Source organism: Nocardioides sp. T5 (assembly GCF_048161455.1).
Lineage (GTDB): Bacteria > Actinomycetota > Actinomycetes > Propionibacteriales > Nocardioidaceae > Nocardioides.
The window spans coordinates 2765077-2786943 of sequence record NZ_CP182415.1; the positions used below are offsets into that span (position 1 = coordinate 2765077).

Here is a 21867-nt window from a genome sequence, read left to right on the forward strand (position 1 = left end):
CACGCGGCCTCGATCAGACGTCGGCGGTCGCGTCGATGGCGACGACCTGCTCCGCCGCCTCGCCTGTCTGGACCCGCCACAGGGCGGCGTAGGACCCGCCGCGGTCGATCAGCTCGTCGTGCGTCCCGGCCTCGACGACCCGGCCGGCGTCGAGGACCCAGATGCGGTGGGCGTGCCGGACGGTCGAGAGCCGGTGGGCGACCACGATCGCCGTACGCCGGGCGGTGGCGCGGCGCAGCGAGCGCTGGATCGCCGCCTCGGTCTCGTTGTCGACGGCACTGGTGGCCTCGTCGAGCACCAGCACCGCGGGGTCCCGCAGCAGCGCACGCGCCAGGGCGAGCCGCTGCCGCTGGCCGCCGGAGAGGGTCACGCCCCGCTCCCCCACCCACGTGTCGAGGCCGTCGGGCATCGCGTCGATGAAGTCGAGGGCCGCAGCCGCCTCGGCGGCCTCGCGGACCTGCTCGCGGGTGGCGCCGGGGCGGCCGTAGGCGATGTTGTCGGCGACCGATCCGGCGAACATGAAGACGTCCTGGGCGACGTAGCCCAGCGAGCCGCGCAGCGAGTCCCAGTCGAGGCCGCGCACGTCCTGACCGTCGAAGAGGACCTGCCCCTCACGCGGGTCGTCGAAGCGCAGCACCAGGCGCAGCAGCGACGACTTCCCGGAGCCGGTGGATCCCACGATCGCGTGGGTCTCACCCGCCGGGACCACGAGGTCGATGCCGTGCAGCACGTCGGGGCCGTCGGCGTAGCCGGCCCGGACACCGCGCAGCTCGACCCGACCGGCCACGGGGCGCTCGAGCGCCGTGACGCCGGCCGGCACGGTCACCGGCACCTGGAGCAGGCCGAGGATCCGGGCCGCCGACGCCCGCCCGCGCTGGTAGAGGTCGAGGACCTCCGCGACCTCGGTGAGCGGCCAGAGCAGGCGCTGGGTCATGAAGACCAGCACGGAGTAGAGGCCGACCTCGAGGTCGCCGCGCAGGGTCGCCCAGCCGCCCAGCAGCAGCGTGCAGGTGAAGCCCGCCAGGATCGCCATCCGCACCAGCGGCACGAAGGCGGCCGAGGAGCGGATCGCGTCGGTGTTGGCCTCGCGGTAGGCCTGCGAGACCGCCGCGACGCGGTCGCGCTCGCGGTCCTCGGCGGTGAACGCCTTGATGGTGGCGATGCCCGAGATGTTGGACGAGAGGGTGCTGGACAGGTCGGCGACGGCGACCCGGACCCGGTCGTAGAGCGGCTCGAGGCGGCGCTGGAAGACCAGCGAGCCGATCACGATCAGCGGGATCGGCAGGAAGGCCAGCACGAGCAGCTGGCCCGACGCGGCGGCGAACACCGCGCCGACGAGCAGCACGTTGAGCGCCGTCTGCAGGATCGCCGGCGCACCGACGTCGAGGAAGCGCTCGAGCTGGTTGACGTCGTCGTTGAGCGTGGCGAGCGTCGAACCGGCGGGACGGCTCTCGTGCCACCCGAGGTCGAGGTGCTGGACGTGGTCGTACGCCTCGACGCGCAGGTCGTGCTCGACGCCCTGCGCCAGGCCGCGCCACAGGACGCTGGCGACGTACTGGCTGACCGACTCCACGACCCACACGACGGCGTTGATCACCGCCAGCCAGCCGAGCTGCGCGAAGCGCGACTCGACGCCGAGGACCTCGCCGACGAACGACGCGTCGCCGCGCACCACCACGTCGACGGCCGCACCGATCAGCAGCTCCGGGACGACGTCGGCGACCTTGTTGACCGTCGACGCCGCGACGGCGCCGACGAACCGGGTGCGGTAGGCCCCGTAGCGGCGCCAGAGGTCACGCAGCGGCTGGACGACGTCGGGGGCGGCATCGGGGGCAGCATCGGGGGTGGCGAGCTCGGACACCTGCACAGGTTAGGCGACCCTAACCCGCCACCCGTCAACGGGCCGTGTCAGTGGGCCGCGTCGATGTAGGCGACCATCCGGTCGAAGAGCAGCGTCGCCCGGTAGAGGTCCTCGGACGCCCCTGGCGGGTCCGGCTGGGGTGGTACGTCGAGGGCGTCGCGCCAGCCGGGACGCAGGTCGTCGGCCAGCGCGGTGGCGATGCGACTGGCGTCGCGCACCACCTGGGGGTCGACCGACCAGACGGCCTCGAAGGTGCGCTCGGCGGCGGGATCGGCACCCCCACCGGGGCGCTCGACCGCCACCAGGCACGCCGGCAGGTCGGCGGCGTCGCAGACGACGAGCCACTCGCGGTTGAGCGGCGACTCCGGCGGGATCGGGACCTCCACCGGGACCCCGCGCCGGGGCGGGGCGGCGTCACGCGTGTCGAAGTCGGCGAAGACGACGGCGACCTGCGCGGTCCGGGCGAGCTCGCGCCAGCGGTCGTAGGAGGCACGGAGGAACCGCTCGCGCTGGAACCCCCCGACGAGCACCGGGTCGGCGGCGCGCGCCGCGCACTCGTCCTCGATCGCATGGCTCATCGACACGAGCGTGCGGCGCGACAGAACCTGCGGCCTGAGCAGCGGGTGGAGGCGCCGGAGCTCGGCGAACACCGAGCCCGACCGGACCTGCGGAGCCTCGGCACGGTGCACGGCGGCGGCGAGCGACAGGCCGCCACGGCGGCGCGCCAGGACGTCGAGGACGGCGTCGACATCGGCGTCGCTGTAGCGCCGGTGCCCACCGGGCTGACGACGGGGCTCCGGAAAGCCGTACCGCTTCTCCCAGCTGCGGAGCGTTGAGATGGGTACTCCCGTCCTGTGGGCCAGATCACCGATAGTGAGGGATGCGCGAGCATGGGCGTCCAAACCTTGTCCACTCCTTTGCATCGTGCCTAGATTTAGTTGGAAGTGTTGCATAGGTTTGGACACCAAGGAACGGTCGAACTGCGGGAGGCACAGATGATCGGCACCGATACGGACGCGGCACTGGCTCGGATCCTCGAGGACGGCCGCCGGCGCGCGGCCGCGATCGACGCCCACCACGCGCTCCTGTGGGAGGCGCTGTCCGCCGCGACCGAGGGAGGCAAGCGGTTCCGTCCCGCCCTGGTGAGGGCCACCCACGACGCGCTCGGCGGCGGGTCGCCGGACGCCGCGGCCGAGGTCGGGGCGGCCGTGGAGCTCCTCCACACGGCCTTCGTCATCCACGACGACGTCATCGACGACGACCACGTGCGGCGCGGGCGCCCCAACGTCAGCGGCACCTTCCGCGCACTGGCCGGTGTCGACGGAGCCGAGCCCGAGGTCGCCGCCGGCTACGGCCTCACCGCAGCGATCCTGGCCGGCGACCTCGCGCTCGCGGCCGCTGTCCGCACCGTCGCGCTGAGTGGTGCCCCGGCTCCGGTCGTCGGGCGGCTGCTCGACCTCTTCGACACGGCGCTGCACCGGACCGCCGCCGGCGAGCTCGCCGACGTCCGGCACTCCCTCGACCTCGCCCCCGCGACCCTCGCCCAGAGCCTGGAGATGGAGGCGCAGAAGACCAGCGCCTACTCCTTCATCCTCCCCCTCCAGGCCGGCGCGGTGCTGGCGGGGGCCGACGCGTCGACCATCGCCCGGCTCGGCGAGGTCGGTCGCGCGATGGGGATCGCCTTCCAGCTCGCGGACGACCTGATCGGTGTCTTCGGCGATCCCACGCGCTCGGGCAAGAGCGCGACGTGCGACCTGCGCACCCGCAAGCAGACACCACTGCTGGTGCACGCGCGCACCACCTCGGCGTGGCTGCAGCTGCAGGACTACCTCGGCCGGGAGCTGAGCGACGAGGAGCTCGCCGAGGCACGGGACCTGCTCGTGGCCTCGGGCTCCCGGCGCTTCGTCGAGGACCTCGCCGAGCGCCACTTCGCCCAGGCACGGACGGTGCTCGACGGCCTCGGGATCCCGGCCGACCTGCTGGACGGCGTGGCCGTCCCACCGGCCGTCCTGGCCGACGGCAGCGAGGTGGCGGCATGACGCTCTTCATGGGCCGCAGCGCCCCACGCAGCCTCTACGACACGGTGTCCGAGGCGAGCTCGGCCGTCGTCATCCGCGAGTACTCCAGCTCGTTCGGCCTGGCCTCGCGCCTGCTCGCCGAGCCGGTGCGCACCCAGGTCCGCAACATCTACGCGCTCGTGCGCGTGGCCGACGAGATCGTCGACAACCCCGACCCGACGCTGGACCGATCGGCCCGGGCCACGATGCTCGACTGGCTCGAGGGCGACGTCGCGCACGCGATGCGCACCGCCTACAGCGGCAACCTGGTCGTGCACGCCTTCGCCCGCACGGCCATCGCCGTGGGCCTCGAGCCCGAGATCGTCACCCCGTTCTTCACCTCCATGCGCACCGACCTCGACACCGGGTCGCACACGCAGGAGACGTTCGACCGCTACGTCTACGGCTCGGCCGAGGTCGTCGGGCTGATGTGCCTGCGCGCCTTCCTGGCCGCGCCCGACGCGCGGCCCGACCGCGACCAGCAGTACGAGCGGCTCTCCCCGGGAGCACGGAGCCTGGGCGCGGCGTTCCAGAAGCTCAACTTCGTGCGCGACCTGTCCGACGACCACGACCTGCTGCGCCGCGACTACTTCCCCGGCCTCGACGTCGAGACGTTCTGCGAGGCCGACCGCGACCGCATCCTCGACGACGTCGACGACGACCTGCGTGCGGCCGCCGCCGTGGTGCCGGACCTGCCCCCGAGCAGTCGCCGCGCGGTCCGGGCGGCCCACGCGACCTTCGCCGAGCTGGCCCAGCGGCTGCGCGCCGCCTCGCCGGAGGAGATCCGACGCACCCGCGTCCGGGTCCCCACGCCGGTCAAGCTCCGCCTGGCCGCCAGCTCGCTGCGGGGAGGACGCTCGTGACGCTCCGCCTGCCCGATCGTCTCAATCGCTTCGCCCCGACGCCCCGCAGGACGGGAGACGGTACGCCCCAGCGTGTCGTGGTCGTCGGCGGCGGCATCGCCGGCCTCGCCACCGCGGCGCTCCTCGCCTCGCGCGGCCACTCGGTCGACCTCCTCGAGAAGAACGACGACCTCGGCGGCCGCGTCGGCAGCGTGGAGCGCGACGGCTACAGGTTCGACACCGGCGCCTCGTGGTACCTCATGCCCGAGGTCTTCGAGCACTTCTTCGAGCTCCTCGGCACCTCGGCCGAGGCCGAGCTCGACCTGACCGTGCTCGACCCGAGCTACCGCGTGTTCTTCGAGGGCCACCCCGAACCGATCGACCTGCGGCCGGACCGGGAGCACAACCGCGCACTGTTCGAGTCGCTCGAGCCCGGGGCGGGAGACCGCTTCGACGCCTACCTGCGCTCGGCCGAGGACACCTACGACATGGCCCTGCGCCGGTTCCTCTACACGAGCTTCGACTCGCCCACGGCCTTCGTGCACCCCGACGTCGTACGCCGGACGCCGGCGCTCGGTCGGTTGCTGACGAGGTCGCTGGAGAGCCACGTCGCCGGCTCGTTCACCGACAACCGGCTGCGGCAGGTGCTGGGCTACCCAGCCGTCTTCCTCGGCTCCTCCCCCAGCCGAACGCCGAGCATGTACCACCTGATGAGCCGCCTCGACCTCGGCGACCGCGTCCTCTACCCCCAGGGCGGGTTCACCCGGCTCATCCGGGCCATCGCCGACCTCGCGGAGAAGCACGGCGCGCGCCTGCACACCGGGGCAGCCGTCACCCGGATCCTCACCTCCGACGCAGGAGGTGGACGTCCCGTGGTGACCGGCGTCGAGCACGAGTCGGCGAGCGGGCTGCAGACGCTCGGGGCCGACGTGGTCGTCGGGGCGGCCGACCTCCACCACCTCGAGACCGCGCTGCTGCCCACCGAGCTGCAGACCCACCCCGAGCCGGCGTGGCGCGACCGCTCCCCCGGGCCCGGCGCCGTGCTGGCGATGCTCGGCGTCGAGGGCCGGCTGCCCGAGCTGCCGCACCACTCGCTGTTCTTCACCCGCGACTGGGGGCAGAACTTCGGCGACATCTTCGGCAAGGATGCCCGGGTGCCCGATCCCGCCTCGATCTACGTCTGCAAGCCGTCGGAGACCGACCCGAGCGTCGCGCCCGAGGGCTGCGAGAACCTGTTCGTGCTCGTCCCCGTGCCGGCCGACACGACCATCGGCAGCGGCGGCGACGAGGGAGCGGGCTCGGAGACCGTCGAGCGCACCGCGGACGCCGCGATCGACCAGATCGCGTCCTGGGCGGGGATCCCCGACCTGCGCGAGCGGATCCGGGTCCGCCACACCGTCGGCCCGGAGGACTTCGCCACCCGCTACCACTCGTGGCGCGGCGGTGCCCTCGGGCTCGAGCACACCCTGCGCCAGAGCGCGTTCCTGCGTCCGGGCAACGTCTCGGCCAAGGTCGACGGGCTGCTCTACGCCGGCGCGAGCACGGTGCCCGGGGTCGGCCTGCCGATGTGCTTGATCAGCGCCGAGCTCGTGCTCAAGCGGCTCACCGGCGACCGGTCGAGCCTGCCGGTGCAGGCATGATCACCTGATGAGCCTGCCCCACTGGTCCTACGTCGCCATGCTGGCGTTCTGCCTGGCCGGCACGTTGCCGCTGGTGCCCGCGTTCCGGCTGCAGGTGCTCCGGCAGCCGGGGCGCCTGCTGCTCACCATCGGCCTCGCCGGCACGCCGTTCCTGCTGTGGGACCTGTGGGCCACGCACGTCGGCCACTGGTGGTTCGACGAGGACCAGACGCTGCCGTGGCGGCTGGCCGGCCTGCCGCTGGAGGAGATCGCCTTCTTCGTCGTCATCCCGGTCGTGTCGGTGCTGACGCTCGAGGGTGTGAGCGCGGCCCGGCGCGGCGTACGCCCCTGGACGCCACGGGCACACGAGGAGGCGAGGTGAGGGGCACGTGACCTACACCGCCATCGCCCTCGCCTGCGTGCCGCTGGCCCTCGTGCTGGACCGGTGGGTCGCCCGGACGCGCGTCACCTCGACCCGTGACTGGTGGAGCGCCTACGCGATCATCGTGTTCTTCCAGCTCCTCACCAACGGCTGGCTCACCGGCCGCGGCATCGTGCGCTACTCAGGAGACGCCATCATCGGCAGCGGCCGGATCACCATGTTCGGTGACGGCCGCCTGTTCTACGCCCCGGTGGAGGACCTGATGTTCGGCTTCGGGCTGGTGCTCTGCAGCTGCGTGGCGTGGACGTGGCTGGGCCGGCGACGCGAGGTGCGCCGATGAGCGTGGCGACCCGCCTGCAGGCGATGCAGCCGACCGACGTCGGGATCCCGGGGCCCACGTCGTGGGACATGGCCCGGGCCTTCCGGTCGGTCCGCGCCGACCCGCTCGCCTTCCTCGGCGAGGTGTCGCAGCGCTTCGGTGACACCGTCTCCTTCCCGGTGCCCGGCGCCCCGGCGCTGCTGCTCAACGACCCTGCCGACGTCAAGCACGTGCTCCAGACCTCGGCCCGCAGCTGGGGCAAGGACACCGTCCAGTACGCCGCCCTCGCCCGGGTGACCGGGCCCGGCCTGCTCGCCTCCGCCGAACCGAGCTGGATCGACCACCGACGCCTCGCCGCACCGGCCTTCCACCACCAGCGTCTCGAGGCGGTCGGCGACGAGGTGCGCGCCGCCGCCCGCACGGCCATCACCGCGCGGCTCGGCGGCACGGCCCGCTCGGGTGAGGTGGTCGACGTCGCCGCACTGACCCACACCATCGGCCTCGACGCTGTCGGGCGGGCGCTCTTCAGCACCGACCTGTCCGACCAGGCCCACGACCTCCTGGCCGCCACGAGCGAGGCAGCCGACCTCGTGGTGCGGCTGGGTCGGTCGATCCTCCCCCGCGCCGAGTGGACGCCGACCCGGACCAACCTCCGGCTCCGCTCCGCACGCCGGCGCCTCGACGCCGGTGCCGCCGCGATCATCGCCGAGCGGCGGGCCCGCAACGCCCACGCCGGCGCGACGGCCCACCACGGCGACGACCTCCTCGGCCTGCTGCTCGACAGCGGCATGCACGACGGGGAGATCCGCGACGAGCTCGTCACGATGGTCATCGCCGGCCACGAGACCGTGGCCGCCGCTCTGGCCTGGACCCTGATGCTGCTGGCCGAGCACCCGGTGGCCCAGCGGCGCGTGCGCGACGAGCTCGCCGGCCACGCCGGTCCCGTGCCGCTCGTGGTTCACCGCGACCGGCTCCCGTGGACGCGCGCCGTCGTCGACGAGGCGCTCCGCCTCTACCCGCCGGCGTGGGCCATCTCGCGCCGCTCGCACCGCGACGACGAGCTCGGCGGGCGACCCGTGCCCGCCGGCACGCTGGCCATCATCAGTCCGTGGCTGGTCCATCGCCGCCCCGACCTCTGGCCCGAGCCCGAGGCCTTCCGCCCCGAGCGGTTCCTCGACGGCACCGCCCGCACCGGCTACCTGCCCTTCGGCCAGGGACCCCGACTCTGCATCGGTCGCGAGTTCGCGCTCGGGGAGATGGTCGTCGTGCTCGCCGAGCTGCTGCGCGAGCACCGGCTCGAGGTGCCCGGCGGTCCGGGCGTGTGGACGCGCCCCGTGGCGGAGGCCAAGGTGGCCGTCCATCCCCGCGGCGGGATGCCGCTCGTCGTACGACGGACGAGCACCCCGTGACGTCCGCCCTCCTCGTCGACCTCGTGCTCGGGGTGCTCCTCCTCGGGGCAGCAGTCTGGGCCCAGCGACTGCTGGCCGACCTCCGCACGCTGCCCGGACCCGACGACCGGGCGGGCGCCGCGTCGCTCCCGGTGCCCACGGTCTCGGTGGTCGTGCCGGCCCGCGACGAGGAGCAGACCCTTCCCGCGTTGCTGAAGTCGGTGGCCGCCCAGGGGTCGGCGGTCCATGAGGTCGTCGTGGTGGACGACGCGTCCCGCGACGCGACCGCAGCGGTCGCGCAGGCGGGCGGCGCCCGAGTGGTGCCGGCCCGCACCCCGCCGCCCGGGTGGACCGGGAAGGCATGGGCCTGCCACGTCGGCGTCGGGGCGACGACGGGCGACCTGCTGCTCCTGCTCGACGCCGACACCGTCCTCGAGCCGGGCGCCCTCGCCGGCCTCCTGGCCGCGCACGCCCGCCACGGCGGCCTGGTGTCGGTGCAGCCGCACCACGACGTCGTACGTCCCTACGAGCAGCTGTCGGCCTACTTCAACGTGGTCGCCCTGATGGCCAGCGCGGCCTTCACGCGTCGCGCCGCTCGGGAACAGCCGACCCACGCGCCGATGGCGTTCGGGCCCTGCCTGCTGACCTCGCGCGACGACTACGAGCGCGCGGGCGGCCACGAGGCCGTCCGCGGCGAGATCCTCGACGACGCCGCCCTCGCAGCCGCCTACCACCGGGTCGGGCTGCCGGTGTGGTGCGCGGTCGGGGGGGCCGCGGTGCGGATGCGGAGCTATCCCGGCGGCCTCGGCCAGCTCGTGGCCGGGTGGACCAAGAACATCGCCTCCGGGGCGTCCGACGCTGCGCCCGCGGCCACCGCGGCCACGGTCGCCTGGATCAGCGCGCACCACGCCGTGGCCGTCGGGGCGCTCCTGTCCCTCCTCGTCGCCGTCGTCGGACGGGGCTCGTCGGTCGTGGCGGGCAGCCCTGCTCTGTGGACGGTGGCCTACGTCGCCGTGGCCCTGCAGCTGCGGTGGGTGCTGGGGCGCGCCGGCTCGTTCCGGTGGTGGGCGTGGGCGCTGTTCCCGGTTCCGCTGCTGGCCTTCGACCTGGTCTTCGCGCGCTCGCTCGCCCTCACCGCCGTACGCCGCTCCGTGTCGTGGCGCGGCCGTGAGGTCTCCCTCGCCGACCACCGGTCCGGGGAGGGGGTGGCCTGATGCTGCGACTCGTCATGCCGCAGACCCTCACGATCGTGGTCGACGTGGTCGCATGGGGTGTCTTCCACGCCGCCACGGGCTACGCCGCCCACCGCCTCAGCGACGAGCGGCTGGCACGCGACGGCTGGGGACTGCGGGAGCGCCGTTTCGAGGACCGCGGCCGCTGGTACCGACGCCGCCTGCACATCCACCGCTGGAAGGACCGGGTCCCCGAGGCGGGCGCCCTGTTCGACGGCGGCGTCAGCAAGCGCGAGCTGCCCGCGCGCGACGCCGCGGGACTCGAGATGTTCGTGCGCGAGACTCGTCGGGCCGAAATGGGGCACTGGTGGGCCATGTGGTGCAGTCCGCTCTTCGTCCTCTGGAACCCGCCCCTGGCCGCGGCCCTGCTCGCCGCCTACGGCGTGCTGGTCAACCTGCCGTTCATCGCCATCCAGCGCTACAACCGTTTCCGGACCCAGGCCGTCCTCGAGCGGCTCGCGCGCCGGCGGAGCGCGCCATGACCAGCCCCGCGACCTCGCGCACCGACACCGTCGACTCCACCGCGGCGGCGCCGCGGTCCGGGATCGCCCCCGCACCGGCGACGGACTCCCGCCACGGCCCGATCGCCCAGCTGCTGATCGCCTGGTCCCCGCTCAGCGCCATCCTGGTGGCCTACTGGGTGGCGCAGTGGGTCACCGCGCCGCTCGGGGTGGGCGACGGCGCCGACACCAACCGGCTCGGTGCCAGCCTCCACGTGCTCGGACCGGCTCGTGCCGACGAGGCGCTGCTCGGCGCGGTGCCGAGCGTGTGGCTGCAGGGCCACCTCGTCGACGGCTCCCCCCACTGGTACGACGTCGTGGCCGCGCTGGTCTACGTCACCCACTTCGTCACCATCCCGCTCATCACCGCGGTCGTGTGGTTCCGTCTCCGTGACCGGTTCGGCGAGTGGCTCACCGCCGTACTGTCGATGTCGCTCCTCGGCATCGCCGGCTACCTCGCCTACCCGGCCGCTCCGCCCTGGCTGGCCGCGCAGCGCGGCGACATCGGCGCGATCGACCGGATCTCGCACCTCGGCTGGGAGGGGCTCGGGCTCGACGGCATCGGCAGCCTCGTCCAGCTGGGCCAGTCGGGCAGCAACCCGGTGGCCGCGATGCCCTCGCTGCACGCGGGTGCCGCGCTCCTCGCGGCGCTCTTCCTGTGGCCGTCGGTGTCGCGGGTCTCGCGCGTGCTGCTGGCGGCGTACGCCCTGGCGATGGCGCTCACGCTCGTCTACACCGGCGAGCACTACGTCGTCGACGTCCTCGCGGGCTGGCTCGTCGCGGTCGTCGGTGTCGGCGCCGCGCGCCTGGTCGGCCGGCTCACCCGGGAGCCCGACGCGCTCTGGGGCACGCGGTGACCACCCGACCGGTGGGCCCGGAGCTCACCAGCCCCTCGCCCGTGAGGGCGCTGGTGGGGGCGGCGCACCCCGGTCCGGCGCTGGCGGTCACGGTCCTGGCGGGCCTGCTCGCCGTCGCGCAGGGGCTGGCCCCGACGACCACCGTCGTGCTGGTGGCGGCCGTGCTGGCGGGCCAGCTCTCGGTCGGGTGGAGCAACGACCTCGTCGACCGCACGCGGGACCGCGCCGCGGGTCGCCGCGACAAGCCCCTGGCGATCGGCGCCGGCTCGGTGGCCGTCGTCCGGACCGCGTGCGGTGCGGCCGTGGTCGCCTGCGTCGTGCTGTCCCTCGCGCTCGGACCTGCCGCCGGCCTGGTGCACCTGGCCTGCGTCGCGTCCGCCTGGGCCTACAACCTCTGGCTCAAGACGACGGTGTGGTCGTGGGCGCCCTACGCCGTGTCCTTCGGCGGTCTCACCGCGGTCGTCACCCTCGCCGACGGCGAGGCACCGCCGTGGTGGTGGCCGGTCGGCGCCGCCCTCCTCGGCGTGGGGGCCCACCTGCTCAACGTGCTGCCCGACCTGGCCGACGACGCCGCCACGGGCGTGCGCGGCCTCCCCCACCGGCTGGGCCGGCAGCGCATCGGACCCGTCGCTGCCGTCGTCCTCGTCACGGCGTCCGTCGTGGTCCTCGTCGGGTCCGGCCCGCCGCTCGTCGTCACCGTCGCGGTGGTCACCGTCGTGCTCGCCCTCGCTGCCGTCGTCGTCGTGGGCACCGGACGGTCCCCCTTCGCCGCAGCGGTCGGCATCGCGCTGGTCGACGCCCTGCTGCTGGTGGTCGCGCGATGAGTCATGACACCGCCACCGAGCACTGGGACCTGGTCGTCGTCGGCGCCGGGCCCGCCGGGTCGGCCACCGCGCTCGGCGCGCTGGCCGAGGACCCCGACCTGCGCGTGCTGCTCCTGGACCGCAGCGACTTCCCCCGCGACAAGTCCTGCGGGGACGGCATCGCGCCCCACGTGCTCGACGCCCTCGCGCCGGTCGGCGCAGCCGATGTCGTCGACGGCTGGTCGCCGCTGCGCGACCTCGAGCTGGCGCACGGTGACGTCTCCGTCGCCGGCCCGATGCGTCGCGAGGTGCACGTCGTGCCGCGCCGGGTGCTCGACGCCCGGCTGGTCGAGCGGGCCGTGGCCGTCGGTGCCGTGCTGCGTACGCACCGCGCCACCTCCCTGACGCGGACAGGGACCGGGACCCCCGTGGTGTCGGGCGAGATGTCGGCCGACGTCGTGGTCGGCGCCGACGGCGCCCACTCGTTCGTCCGCACCGCGCTGCTCGGTAAGCGCCGCGAGCCCCGCGCGATCGCGATCCGCGGCTACGCGCCGATCACGCCCGAGACGGCCGGTCGACAGGTCATCCGCTACGGCACCCGCCGCCAGCCGTCCTACGCGTGGGCCTTCGACCGCGGCGACGGGCTGGCCAACGTCGGCTACGGCGAGCTGCTGCCGGACGAGCGGAGCGGCGGTGCCCCGAGCCGTCGCCTGCTCCTGGACCAGCTCGAGGAGCTCGTGCCGGGCGCCGCGCGCACCGGCGGCGACTGGCGCGGCCACCACCTCCCGCTGAGCTCCTGGCGCTGGGACCAGCCCGACGGGCCCGTCCTCCTCGTCGGCGACGCCGCCGGTCTGGTCAACCCGCTGACCGGCGAGGGCATCTACTACGCCGTCGCCACCGGCATCGCGGCCGGCCGCACCGCCGCGCGGGCCGTACGGGCCGGGCGACCGGCGGACGCCGGCGCCGAGCACCGACGCGTCGTACGCTCGCTGCTGGGCACGCACCTGCGGCACACGTGGGCGGCCGGGCGGCTGGCCCGGTCGCCGCGGATCGTCGACGCGGGGATCCGCGCCGCCGGCCGCGACCGGCACGCCTTCGACGCGCTCGTCGAGCTCGGTCTCGGCGGCGGCCGCATCGACGCCCGACTGGCGGGCGGGCTGGTGCGCAGCCTGGCCCGTCCCGACCGTCCGGACAGACCCACCCCCGACCTGCCCCCCGACCTGCCCACGACCCCCACACCCCGAGGTGGCTGACATGAGGATCCTCTCCGTACGAGGCGCACTGCCGCCGCACTCCCACCCGCAGGAGGAGATCACCGAGGCCTTCGGCGAGTTCATCTCCGAGCGCAGCCTCGACCGGTCCCTGATGCGGCGCTTCCACGCCAACGCCGGGGTCGAGCGCCGCCACACCGTCCTGCCGCTCGACCAGTACGCCGGACTGGGCGACTTCGGGCAGGCCAACGACCTCTTCATCGAGCACGCCGTCGAGCTCGGCTCCCGGGCGCTCGTCGACGCGCTCAAGGCGGCCGACCTGACCCCGTCCGACGTCGACCTGGTCGTCACCGCGACGGTCACCGGGCTCGCCGTCCCCTCGCTCGACGCGCGCATCGCCGCGCAGGTCGGGCTGCGCGAGGACGTCCGCCGGATGCCGCTCGTCGGACTCGGGTGCGTCGCCGGGGCGGCCGGCATCGCCCGCGTGCACGACTACCTGCTCGGCCACCCCGACCACACCGCGGTCCTCATCGCCGTGGAGCTGTGCTCGCTGACCGTCCAGCGCGACGACGCCTCGGTGCCCAACCTGGTCGCGAGCGGGCTCTTCGGCGACGGTGCGGCCGCCGTCGTCGCGGTGGGCCGGTCCGGCCGGTCCGGTCGGCCGGGTCCGGTCGAGGTGCTCGACTCGCGCAGCCGGCTCTACCCCGACAGCGAGCGGACCATGGGCTTCGACGTCACCGGCAGCGGCCTGCGGATCGTGCTCGACGCCGAGGTGCCGACGCTCGTCGGCAGGTTCGTGCGCGGCGACGTCGACGCGTTCCTGGCCGACCACGGGCTCACCCGCGCCGACATCGGCTGGTGGGTCTGCCACCCCGGCGGCCCCAAGGTGATCGAGGCCCTCGAGGAGGCGCTCGAGGTGCCGCGCGAGGCGGTCCGGCTGACCTGGGACTCGCTGGCCCGCGTCGGCAACCTGTCGTCGGTCTCGGTGCTCCAGGTCCTCGAGGACACGCTGCGCGAGCGCCCGCCCGCGCCCGGCAGCCACGGCGTCCTGATGGCGATGGGCCCGGGCTTCTGCTCCGAGCTGGTGCTGCTGAGGGCCGTCGCGTGACCAGCCTCGTCGCCTTCACCGTCCTGGTGGCGCTCGTCGGCCTCGAACGGGTCGCCGAGCTGGTCGTCTCCACCCGCAACGCCCGGTGGAGCCGCGAGCGCGGCGGCGTCGAGCACGGCCTGGGGCACTTCCCGTTCATGGTCGTGCTGCACACCGCCCTGCTGGTCGGCGCGCTCGCCGAGGCGTGGATCCGGCAACCGCAGGTGCCGTCCCTGCTGGCCTGGTCGATGCTCGCCCTGGTCGTCGCGTCCCAGGCCCTGCGCTGGTGGTGCATCGCGACCCTCGGCCCGCGCTGGAACACCCGCGTGATCGTCGTGCCGGGCATGGCGCCCGTGACGTCGGGGCCCTACCGGTTTCTGCGCCACCCCAACTACGTCGCCGTCGTCGTCGAGGGCGTCGCCCTGCCGCTGGTGCACGCGGCCTGGATCACCGCCCTGGTGTTCACGGTCCTCAACGCCGCCCTCCTCGTCGTACGCATCCGGGTCGAGGACGCGGCGCTCGCGACGCTGCCGAGCGCGGAGCCGGCCGGTGCGTGACCTCGTGGTGGCCGGCGGCGGGCCGGTGGGCCTCACAGCGGCGCTGCACGCCCACCGAGCCGGGCTCTCCGTCGTCGTGCGCGAGCCGCGCACCGGCCCGATCGACAAGGCGTGCGGCGAGGGGCTGATGCCCGGGGCCGTGGCCGAGCTGGCCGCCCTCGGGGTCCACCCGCGCGGGCGCGAGCTGAGCGGCATCCGCTACCTCGACGGCTCGGCCGGGGGCCCGGGAGCCACGGCGCGCTTCTCCCGCGGTCCGGGTCGCGGCGTGCGTCGCACCGTGCTCCACGACGCGCTCGCCGGGGAGGTCGCCGCCGCCGGCATCACCCTCGACCCCCGTGCGGTGACGCGCGTGGACGACGCCGGCGACCACGTCCTGGTCGACGGGGAGCCCGCCCGCCACCTCGTCGCCGCGGACGGGCTGCACTCCCCCGTGCGCCGCATGGTGGGCCTCGACGCACCGGTGGACGGGCGACGACGCTTCGGCCTGCGGTGCCACGTGCAGCAGGCGCCGTGGACGTCGTACGTCGAGGTGCACTGGTCACCGCGCGCGGAGGCCTACGTGACGCCGGTCGACGACGACCTCGTCGGCGTCGCGGTGCTGGGCGACGCCGGCTCGCGCTTCGAGGACCTCCTCGACGACTTCCCGCTGCTGCAGGAGCGCCTGACCGGCCCGCGCACGCGGGTGATGGGGGCCGGGCCGCTGCGGCAGCGGGCCCGCTCCCGGTCGGCCGGACGGGTGCTGCTCGTCGGCGACGCCGGGGGCTACGTCGACGCCCTCACCGGCGAGGGACTCGCCCTCGGACTGGCCCAGGCGCGCGTCGCCGTCGCGTGCGTCGCCGAGGGCCGCACCGACCGCTACGACCGGCTGGCCCGCCGGCTGGGCGCACGCCACGAGCTCCTCACGCACGCGCTCCTGCGCGCCACCGCCCATGCGTCCGTCCGCAGGCACCTGGTCCCGGCAGCAACGACGCTGCCGTGGCTCTTCGACACCGCCGTCAACCAGCTCGCCCGACCCGTGGGGAGGCCCGCATGACCACGACCGAGACCAGCACGACCGACACCGTCACGCCCGAGCAGGTGGTGCTGCTCGACGAGGACGGGCAGGCCGTCGGCACCGCCGACAAGGCCGGCGTCCACCACGCCGACACCCCCCTCCACCTGGCGTTCTCCTGCTACCTCTTCGACGGCGACGGCAACGTGCTCGTCACCCGCCGCGCCCTGCACAAGCGGACCTTCCCCGGCGTGTGGACCAACAGCTGCTGCGGCCACCCCGCTCCCGGCGAGCCCCTCGAGGACGCCGTGCGCCGCCGGGTGGAGCAGGAGCTCGGCACGACGGTCACCGGCCTGCGGCTCGTGCTGCCACGGTTCCGCTACCGCGCCGAGCAGGAGGGCGTCGTCGAGAACGAGATGTGCCCGGTCTTCGTCGGGTCCGCCGAGGGCGCCGTGACACCCGACCCGGACGAGGTCGAGGACGCCCGCTGGGAGCCGTGGCCGGCGTTCCGCGCGGGGGTCCTCGACGGGACCCGGACGGTGTCGGTGTGGTGCCGCGAGCAGGTGGCGCAGCTGCCGGCCGACCCGGCGTCCGCGGCGGCCGCCGACGTCGACGACCTCCCGCCCGCTGCGCGGGCAGCCAGGACGCCCTGAGGTTTCGTCGTTCACCGGTGTCGCGGACCCGCCGTGTGGCACGCTGTGCGCGTGCCTCGAGGAACGTGGGCCACCGACCTGACGTGAGAAGAGGCCCGTGACCGACGACGACTCCTCGCCGCCGCGCTCTCCGTCCTCCCTCGACGCCGAGAGCGACCGTCTCGCGTGGCGGCTCGCCGTCGACGCCGCCGGTGTCGGGGCCTTCGTCTGGGACCTGGTGAGCGGCGACCTCCGCTTCGACGGCCGGCTCCTCGAGCTGTTCGGCCTCGACGAGGACGGCTTCGGCGGGACCATCGAGGCCTTCAACCGGTGCGTGCACCCCGACGACATCGGCCGCGTCTCGGACGCGCTCCAGCGCGCCATCGCCACGTGCGGTGACTACGACGCGGAGTACCGGGTGGTGCGGCCCGACGGGACCGTGCGGTGGATCGAGGCCCGCGGCCACGCCTTCGCCGACCGTCCCGACGGCCAGCCCGTCCGCCTCGTCGGGGCGGCGTACGACACCACCGAGGTGCGCGAGGGCGAGGCCCGCGTGGGTCGCGTCCTGGAGTCCATGTCGTCGGCGTTCTTCCAGCTCGACCGCCAGTGGCGCTTCACCTACGTCAACTCCGAGGCCGAGCGGTTGCTGGGCTCCAGCCGCGTGCACCTGGTCGGTGCCAGCATCTGGGAGGCGTTCCCCGCTGCCGCGGGTGGCCCGTTCGAGGAGCACTACCGCGCGGCCGTCGCGTCGGGCGAGCCGGTGACCTTCGAGCCCTACTACCCCCCGCCGCTCGACGCCTGGTACGAGGTGCGCGCCTGGCCCTCCCCCGAGGGCCTGGCTGTCTACTTCGTCGACATCTCCGCCCGGCGTGACGCCCAGGAGGCGCTGGACCGGTCGGCCCACCGCCTGGCGCTGCTGGCGTCGGTCTCGGAGGCGCTCACCGCGACCCTCGACCCGACCGAGGGCGTCAGCCGCCTCGCCACCTCGCTGGTGCCCGAGCTCGCGGACTGGTGCCTGGTGACGCTGGTGGAGGACCCGCACGCGACCGACTGGCGACGCGGTCTGCGCGACGTCGGGTGGTCGCACCGCGACCCCGCCATGGAGGACACCCTGCGCGACTACGCGACCAGGCGGCTCCGGGCGATGACCGACTCCTCCTACCTCGCCCAGGCGATCCGGGAGATGACGCCCGTGCTGTTGTCCTCGTCGGCCACCGAGGCGGTCGCCGCGGTGCTCGAGCCGGGCGCGGCCCGCGACCTGCTGCGCCAGCTGGCCCCCTTCTCCGCCGCGGTCGTGCCCCTGCGCGCCCGCGGCCGCACGGTCGGCGTCGTCAGCGCCTTCCGCGACATCCACCGCACGCCGTTCACCGCCGACGACGTGGCCCTCCTCGAGGACATCGGCGCACGCGCCGCCCTCGCGCTCGACAACGCCCGGCTCTACGAGTCCCAGCGCGACGTCTCCGAGGCCCTGCAGCGCAGCATGCTCACCCCGCCGCCGCACCGCGAGGGCCTCCAGGTCGTCACCCGCTACACGCCCGCCGGCGAGGCGGCTCGCATCGGGGGCGACTGGTACGACGCCTTCCTGCAGGGCGACGGTGCGTCCACGGCGCCCGACATCGTGGTCGTGGTCGGTCACGACGTCGAGGCGGCCGCCGCGATGGGACAGGTCCGGGGGCTGCTGCGTGGCATCGCCGTCCACAGCGGTGACGCGCCGGCTGCGATCCTGTCCGGGCTCGACACGGTCATGCAGTCCCTGCAGCTCGAGACCACCGCCACCGCAGTGGTGGCGCGGATCGAGCAGGTGCACTCCCCCGGTGAGGGCTCTGCGGGGGCCCTGCTGCGCTGGTCCCACGCCGGACATCCGCCGGCGCTGCTCGTCGACCCGCGCGGCACCGTGACCAGGCTGGCCGACGCCGACGCCAACGACCTGCTGCTCGGCTTCGACCCCGCCGTCGACCGGCACGAGGGCGTCGTGGCGCTGGAGGCCGGCGCGACCCTCGTGCTCTACACCGACGGGCTCGTCGAGCGCCGCGACCGCGACATCGAGGACGGCATCGTGGCGCTCGAGCACCTGCTCGCCGAGGTGGCTCCCTCCACGTCCGACCTCGACCAGCTGTGCGACCGGCTGCTGGGTGCGATGGCGAGCGAGGAGCAGGAGGACGACGTCGCACTGCTCGTCGTCCGGTGGGCTCCCGACGCCGCCTGAGGCGCCCGGCTCCGCTGCTCACCCACGCCGGGGGAGGTGGCTCGTCCGCACGTGCCCGATCGTCGACGGTGCGGCGTGACCCGGACGAGGAGGTGCGCCATGTCCCCGCTCGCAAGGTGCGCGGCATGACCCCGCCACGGCCCGCGGACGCGCGACGGGCCGCCCGGACGCAGGGCCTCCTCGTGCTCTGCCGGGTGGTGGTCGCGGTGGCGGTGATGTGCGCGGCGTACTTCCTGCTGCCGGCGAAGCGCCCGGACGACGGCACCGGGGTGCTGTGGCTGGTCCTCATGCTGGGCGTCTTTGCAGCGGTGGTCGGCGCACAGGTGCCGGCCATCGTCCGATCGAAGTACCCGATCCTGCGCGCGATCGAGTCCCTCGCCGTCCTCGTCCCGCTCTACCTGTTGATCTTCGCCCGGCTCTACCTGGCCAACTCGCTCCATGACCCCGAGGGCTTCTCGCGGCCCCTGGACCACGTCATGGCTCTCTACTTCACAGTGACCGTCTTCGCCACTGTCGGCTTCGGGGACATCGTCGCCTCGAGCCAGAGCATGATGCTGCTGGTGACGACGCAGATGATCCTCAACCTGGCGGTCCTCGGGCTCGGGATCAGGCTGCTGACCTCGGCGGCGCGACGCGGCATCGCCCGCCGTGGGGGCCAGCCCGACCTCGGGGACCGGGACCACCCCGTGATCTGACCTGAGAAGGGAATTGACGATGAGTGAGGCGACCACTGTGAGGACCACGGCGCGTGGGGTGCTCGCGGCCACCTGCATCTCCACCCTGGTGGTCAACGCGAACACCTCGGCGGTCAGCATCCTGCTGCCGGCGATCAGCGAGGACACCGGCATGGGCGTCGACACGCTCCAGTGGGCGGTGACCGGCTACTCGCTCGTCGGGGCGGCGGTGATCATCACGTCGGGCTCACTGGGGGACGTGTTCGGGCGGAGGAAGGTCTTCCAGCTCGGCCTGGCGCTCTTCGTGGTCTCGTGCGTCATGATCGCGCTCGCCGAGTCCGGCGGCATGGTGATCGCCGGACGGGTGGTCCAGGGCGCGGCCGGCTCCACGATCCTGGCGTGCGGCCTGAGCCTCCTGACGGTCGCGACGTCCGGGGACCAACGGCTGAAGTTCGTGTCGCTGTGGGGAGCCGCCGCCGCGGTCGGCGCGGCCGCCGGGCCCCTCCTCGGAGGCGTCCTCGTGGACGTCACCGGCTGGCAGGGGCTGTTCTGGATCGACGCCGGGGTCGCCGTCCTCTGCATGGCGCTGACCTTCATGACCGTCCAGGAGTCGCGGGACGAGACACGGCCACGCTCCATCGACTACCTGGGCACCGTGCTGATCGCGCTCACGCTCGTGCCGCTGATCTACGGCTTCACCAAGAGTGGCGACTGGGGCTGGATCTCCGCCGCCACGCTGGGCTGCTTCGCCGCGTCGGCCGTCGCCGGCTTCCTCTTCATCGTGATCGAGAAGCGGGTCGCGGTGCCGCTGCTCGACCTCGCGCTGCTGCGCAACCGCATCCTGGTCGGCTCGACGCTCGCCATCCTCATCGGCGCCGGCACGATCAACGGGCTGATGTACCTGCTCAGCCTCTACTTCCAGAACCCCGCCGCGCTCGGCTTCACACCGCTCGAGGCAGGCATCGCCACCCTCCCGGCGACCGTCGGACTCGTGGCCGTCGCGCCGCTGGTTCCCAAGCTGGCCAAGAAGCTCGGCGGACGTCAGGTGATCGGCGTCGGCTTCATCCTGATGGCGGTCGGCTTCGGGTGGATCGGCTTCACCGACTCGTCGTGGGCGTACGTCGCCTTCCTGCTGCCGATCCTCGCGATCGCCGTCGGCATGGGCCTCTCCAACGGGCCGGCGTCGTCCGCAGCGACCGCGTGCGTGCCGCAGGAACAGGTCGGCGGGGCGTCCGGCGTGTCGAACATGGCTCGCTACGTCGGCGCAGCCGTCGCGACCGCCCTGTGCGCCACGATCTACGCCACCGTCGAGAGCAATCAGCTCGACGACGGCGCCAGCCCGGGCGACGCCCTCGCCTCCGGCTTGGGCGCAGCCTCCTGGCTGATGGCGGTGATCAGTGCGCTCGGCATCCTCCTCGCCGTGGTCGCCATCCGCCGGCACAAGGCGGCCGAGGGCACCGCAGGGGACGCCGCCGCCGCGGCCGCGGCCCACCTCCACACCATCCCGACAACTGCCGCAGGGAGTGCGTCATGAATCCGGTCCCGTTCACGCGAGACGACTACGCCGCGCGAATGGCCCGGGTCGTGGCCGCCGGCGGTGACGCCGGCGTCGACGGCGTCCTGGTGTCCCCTGGCCCGGACCTGGTGTGGCTGACCGGCTACCAGCCGACCGCCATCACCGAGCGACTGACGTTGCTCGTCCTGACCGCCGACCGCGAGCCGACGCTGCTGGTGCCCAGGCTGGAGCGACCGGATGCCGAGCGGGCCGACGGCACCGCCGCGACGACCGTCGTCGACTGGCTCGACGGAACCGACCCGTACGCCGCGGCGAAAGCGCTGCTGCGTCCGGACGGTCGCTACGCGATCTCCGACAGCACGTGGGCCCTCCACCTGCTGGGCCTGCAGGCGGCGCTACCGCGCACGGCGTACGACTCGATCACGACGCGACTGCCGATGCTCCGCGCGGTGAAGGACGCCAACGAGCTGGCCCGGTTGGAGGCGGCGGGCGCGGCCGCGGACGCGACGTACGAGCAGATCCTGCACGTGCGGTTCTCGGGGCGGAAGGAGACCGACGTGGCGGCCGACCTGGCGCGCCTGCTCCGTGAGCACGGCCACGAGCAGGTCGACTTCACCGTCGTCGGTTCCGGGCCGAACGGTGCCAACCCCCACCACGAGGCGGGCGAACGCACCATCGAGGTCGGTGACGCCGTCGTCCTCGACTTCGGCGGGCTCATGCACGGCTACGGCTCCGACACGAGCCGCACCGTCTGCGTCGGCGAGCCGTCGGACACGGTCCGCGAGGTGCACGAGATCGTGCGCCTGGCCCAGCAGGCGGGTGTCGACGCGGTACGGCCCGGCGTCGCCTGCCAGGAGGTCGACCGGGCGGCCCGCGCCGTGATCTCTGACGCCGGCTACGGCGAGCAGTTCATCCACCGCACCGGCCACGGCATCGGCACCACGACGCACGAGCCGCCGTACATGATCGAGGGCGAGGAGCAGCCGCTGGTCCCGGGCATGTGCTTCTCCGTGGAGCCCGGCGTCTACCTCGCCGGCAGGTTCGGGGTTCGCATCGAGGACATCGTCACGGTCACCGACACCGGAGGACGGCGGCTCAACAACACCGCTCGCGGGCTGCAGGTCGTCGAGTAG

General features: G+C 74.0%; 21 protein-coding genes. 19 read left to right on the forward strand and 2 right to left on the reverse strand.

Annotation, left to right across the window (positions count from 1 at the left end):
* Positions 1-13: 13 nt before the first annotated feature.
* Both ACNKF0_RS13500 and ACNKF0_RS13505 read right to left on the reverse strand, forming a co-directional pair.
* Positions 14-1861 (reverse strand): ABC transporter ATP-binding protein, encoded by a 1848-nt coding sequence (locus ACNKF0_RS13500; protein WP_416952859.1) that lies wholly within the window; start codon positions 1859-1861, stop codon positions 14-16.
* A gap of 47 nt (positions 1862-1908) precedes the next feature.
* The gene (locus tag ACNKF0_RS13505) at positions 1909-2763 is read right to left on the reverse strand and encodes a DICT sensory domain-containing protein (protein ID WP_416952861.1); all 855 of its coding nucleotides are present in this window, start codon (positions 2761-2763) and stop codon (positions 1909-1911) included.
* A gap of 93 nt (positions 2764-2856) precedes the next feature.
* Here ACNKF0_RS13505 and ACNKF0_RS13510 point away from each other — a divergent pair, with 93 nt between their 5' ends.
* From ACNKF0_RS13510 to ACNKF0_RS13600, 19 genes are all read left to right on the forward strand, one after another.
* Positions 2857-3900 (forward strand): polyprenyl synthetase family protein, encoded by a 1044-nt coding sequence (locus ACNKF0_RS13510; RefSeq protein ID WP_416952863.1) that lies wholly within the window; start codon positions 2857-2859, stop codon positions 3898-3900.
* On the forward strand, positions 3897-4781 hold the full coding sequence (locus ACNKF0_RS13515; protein ID WP_416952865.1) for a phytoene/squalene synthase family protein: 885 nt from the start codon (positions 3897-3899) through the stop codon (positions 4779-4781). The genes ACNKF0_RS13510 and ACNKF0_RS13515 overlap by 4 nt, the downstream gene beginning before the upstream one ends.
* A complete protein-coding gene (gene crtI, locus ACNKF0_RS13520) occupies positions 4778-6400 on the forward strand; it encodes a phytoene desaturase family protein (RefSeq protein WP_416952867.1) in 1623 nt (540 codons plus the stop codon). Before ACNKF0_RS13515 ends, crtI begins: the two co-directional genes overlap by 4 nt.
* Positions 6401-6407: 7 nt before the next feature.
* Positions 6408-6761 (forward strand): lycopene cyclase domain-containing protein, encoded by a 354-nt coding sequence (locus ACNKF0_RS13525; RefSeq protein WP_416952868.1) that lies wholly within the window; start codon positions 6408-6410, stop codon positions 6759-6761.
* A 7-nt stretch (positions 6762-6768) separates the two neighbouring features.
* On the forward strand, positions 6769-7101 hold the full coding sequence (locus tag ACNKF0_RS13530) for a lycopene cyclase domain-containing protein (protein WP_416952870.1): 333 nt from the start codon (positions 6769-6771) through the stop codon (positions 7099-7101).
* Positions 7098-8489 (forward strand): cytochrome P450, encoded by a 1392-nt coding sequence (locus ACNKF0_RS13535; protein WP_416952872.1) that lies wholly within the window; start codon positions 7098-7100, stop codon positions 8487-8489. The genes ACNKF0_RS13530 and ACNKF0_RS13535 overlap by 4 nt, the downstream gene beginning before the upstream one ends.
* Complete coding sequence (locus tag ACNKF0_RS13540; RefSeq protein ID WP_416952874.1) at positions 8486-9682, forward strand: glycosyltransferase family 2 protein; 1197 nt, start codon at positions 8486-8488, stop codon at positions 9680-9682. The genes ACNKF0_RS13535 and ACNKF0_RS13540 overlap by 4 nt, the downstream gene beginning before the upstream one ends.
* Complete coding sequence (locus ACNKF0_RS13545) at positions 9682-10182, forward strand: hypothetical protein (protein WP_416952876.1); 501 nt, start codon at positions 9682-9684, stop codon at positions 10180-10182. The genes ACNKF0_RS13540 and ACNKF0_RS13545 overlap by 1 nt, the downstream gene beginning before the upstream one ends.
* Positions 10179-11057 carry a phosphatase PAP2 family protein gene (locus tag ACNKF0_RS13550; RefSeq protein ID WP_416952878.1) on the forward strand — a complete coding sequence of 293 codons (879 nt, stop codon included), beginning with the start codon at positions 10179-10181 and terminating at the stop codon, positions 11055-11057. The genes ACNKF0_RS13545 and ACNKF0_RS13550 overlap by 4 nt, the downstream gene beginning before the upstream one ends.
* Positions 11054-11881, forward strand: coding sequence for a UbiA family prenyltransferase (locus tag ACNKF0_RS13555; RefSeq protein ID WP_416952880.1), 828 nt, complete (start codon positions 11054-11056; stop codon positions 11879-11881). The genes ACNKF0_RS13550 and ACNKF0_RS13555 overlap by 4 nt, the downstream gene beginning before the upstream one ends.
* Complete coding sequence (locus ACNKF0_RS13560) at positions 11878-13113, forward strand: NAD(P)/FAD-dependent oxidoreductase (RefSeq protein WP_416952882.1); 1236 nt, start codon at positions 11878-11880, stop codon at positions 13111-13113. The genes ACNKF0_RS13555 and ACNKF0_RS13560 overlap by 4 nt, the downstream gene beginning before the upstream one ends.
* A 1-nt stretch (position 13114) precedes the next feature.
* Entirely contained in the window at positions 13115-14179 is a 1065-nt protein-coding gene (locus tag ACNKF0_RS13565; RefSeq protein ID WP_299923606.1) for a type III polyketide synthase, read from the forward strand.
* On the forward strand, positions 14176-14715 hold the full coding sequence (locus tag ACNKF0_RS13570; protein ID WP_299923609.1) for an isoprenylcysteine carboxyl methyltransferase family protein: 540 nt from the start codon (positions 14176-14178) through the stop codon (positions 14713-14715). Before ACNKF0_RS13565 ends, ACNKF0_RS13570 begins: the two co-directional genes overlap by 4 nt.
* Positions 14708-15748 carry an NAD(P)/FAD-dependent oxidoreductase gene (locus ACNKF0_RS13575; protein ID WP_299923612.1) on the forward strand — a complete coding sequence of 347 codons (1041 nt, stop codon included), beginning with the start codon at positions 14708-14710 and terminating at the stop codon, positions 15746-15748. Before ACNKF0_RS13570 ends, ACNKF0_RS13575 begins: the two co-directional genes overlap by 8 nt.
* The gene (gene idi, locus ACNKF0_RS13580) at positions 15745-16359 is read left to right on the forward strand and encodes an isopentenyl-diphosphate Delta-isomerase (RefSeq protein WP_416952885.1); all 615 of its coding nucleotides are present in this window, start codon (positions 15745-15747) and stop codon (positions 16357-16359) included. Before ACNKF0_RS13575 ends, idi begins: the two co-directional genes overlap by 4 nt.
* A gap of 97 nt (positions 16360-16456) precedes the next feature.
* Positions 16457-18544 (forward strand): SpoIIE family protein phosphatase, encoded by a 2088-nt coding sequence (locus ACNKF0_RS13585; protein WP_416952887.1) that lies wholly within the window; start codon positions 16457-16459, stop codon positions 18542-18544.
* 125 nt (positions 18545-18669) lie between these two features.
* On the forward strand, positions 18670-19239 hold the full coding sequence (locus tag ACNKF0_RS13590) for an ion channel (protein ID WP_416952889.1): 570 nt from the start codon (positions 18670-18672) through the stop codon (positions 19237-19239).
* 37 nt (positions 19240-19276) lie between these two features.
* The gene (locus ACNKF0_RS13595; protein WP_416952891.1) at positions 19277-20752 is read left to right on the forward strand and encodes an MFS transporter; all 1476 of its coding nucleotides are present in this window, start codon (positions 19277-19279) and stop codon (positions 20750-20752) included.
* Positions 20749-21867: an aminopeptidase P family protein gene (locus ACNKF0_RS13600; protein ID WP_416952893.1), complete on the forward strand. Its 1119-nt coding sequence runs from the start codon at positions 20749-20751 to the stop codon at positions 21865-21867. The genes ACNKF0_RS13595 and ACNKF0_RS13600 overlap by 4 nt, the downstream gene beginning before the upstream one ends.

Bases quoted from the DNA above. Each gene is read 5' to 3' on its own strand.
- ACNKF0_RS13510 (WP_416952863.1), top strand. From the start codon at position 2,857: ATGATCGGCACCGATACGGACGCGGCACTGGCTCGGATCCTCGAGGAC.
- ACNKF0_RS13515 (WP_416952865.1), top strand. From the start codon at position 3,897: ATGACGCTCTTCATGGGCCGCAGCGCCCCACGCAGCCTCTACGACACG.
- ACNKF0_RS13525 (WP_416952868.1), top strand. From the start codon at position 6,408: ATGAGCCTGCCCCACTGGTCCTACGTCGCCATGCTGGCGTTCTGCCTG.
- ACNKF0_RS13535 (WP_416952872.1), top strand. From the start codon at position 7,098: ATGAGCGTGGCGACCCGCCTGCAGGCGATGCAGCCGACCGACGTCGGG.
- ACNKF0_RS13545 (WP_416952876.1), top strand. From the start codon at position 9,682: ATGCTGCGACTCGTCATGCCGCAGACCCTCACGATCGTGGTCGACGTG.
- ACNKF0_RS13550 (WP_416952878.1), top strand. From the start codon at position 10,179: ATGACCAGCCCCGCGACCTCGCGCACCGACACCGTCGACTCCACCGCG.
- ACNKF0_RS13560 (WP_416952882.1), top strand. From the start codon at position 11,878: ATGAGTCATGACACCGCCACCGAGCACTGGGACCTGGTCGTCGTCGGC.
- ACNKF0_RS13565 (WP_299923606.1), top strand. From the start codon at position 13,115: ATGAGGATCCTCTCCGTACGAGGCGCACTGCCGCCGCACTCCCACCCG.
- idi (WP_416952885.1), top strand. From the start codon at position 15,745: ATGACCACGACCGAGACCAGCACGACCGACACCGTCACGCCCGAGCAG.
- ACNKF0_RS13590 (WP_416952889.1), top strand. From the start codon at position 18,670: ATGACCCCGCCACGGCCCGCGGACGCGCGACGGGCCGCCCGGACGCAG.
- ACNKF0_RS13600 (WP_416952893.1), top strand. From the start codon at position 20,749: ATGAATCCGGTCCCGTTCACGCGAGACGACTACGCCGCGCGAATGGCC.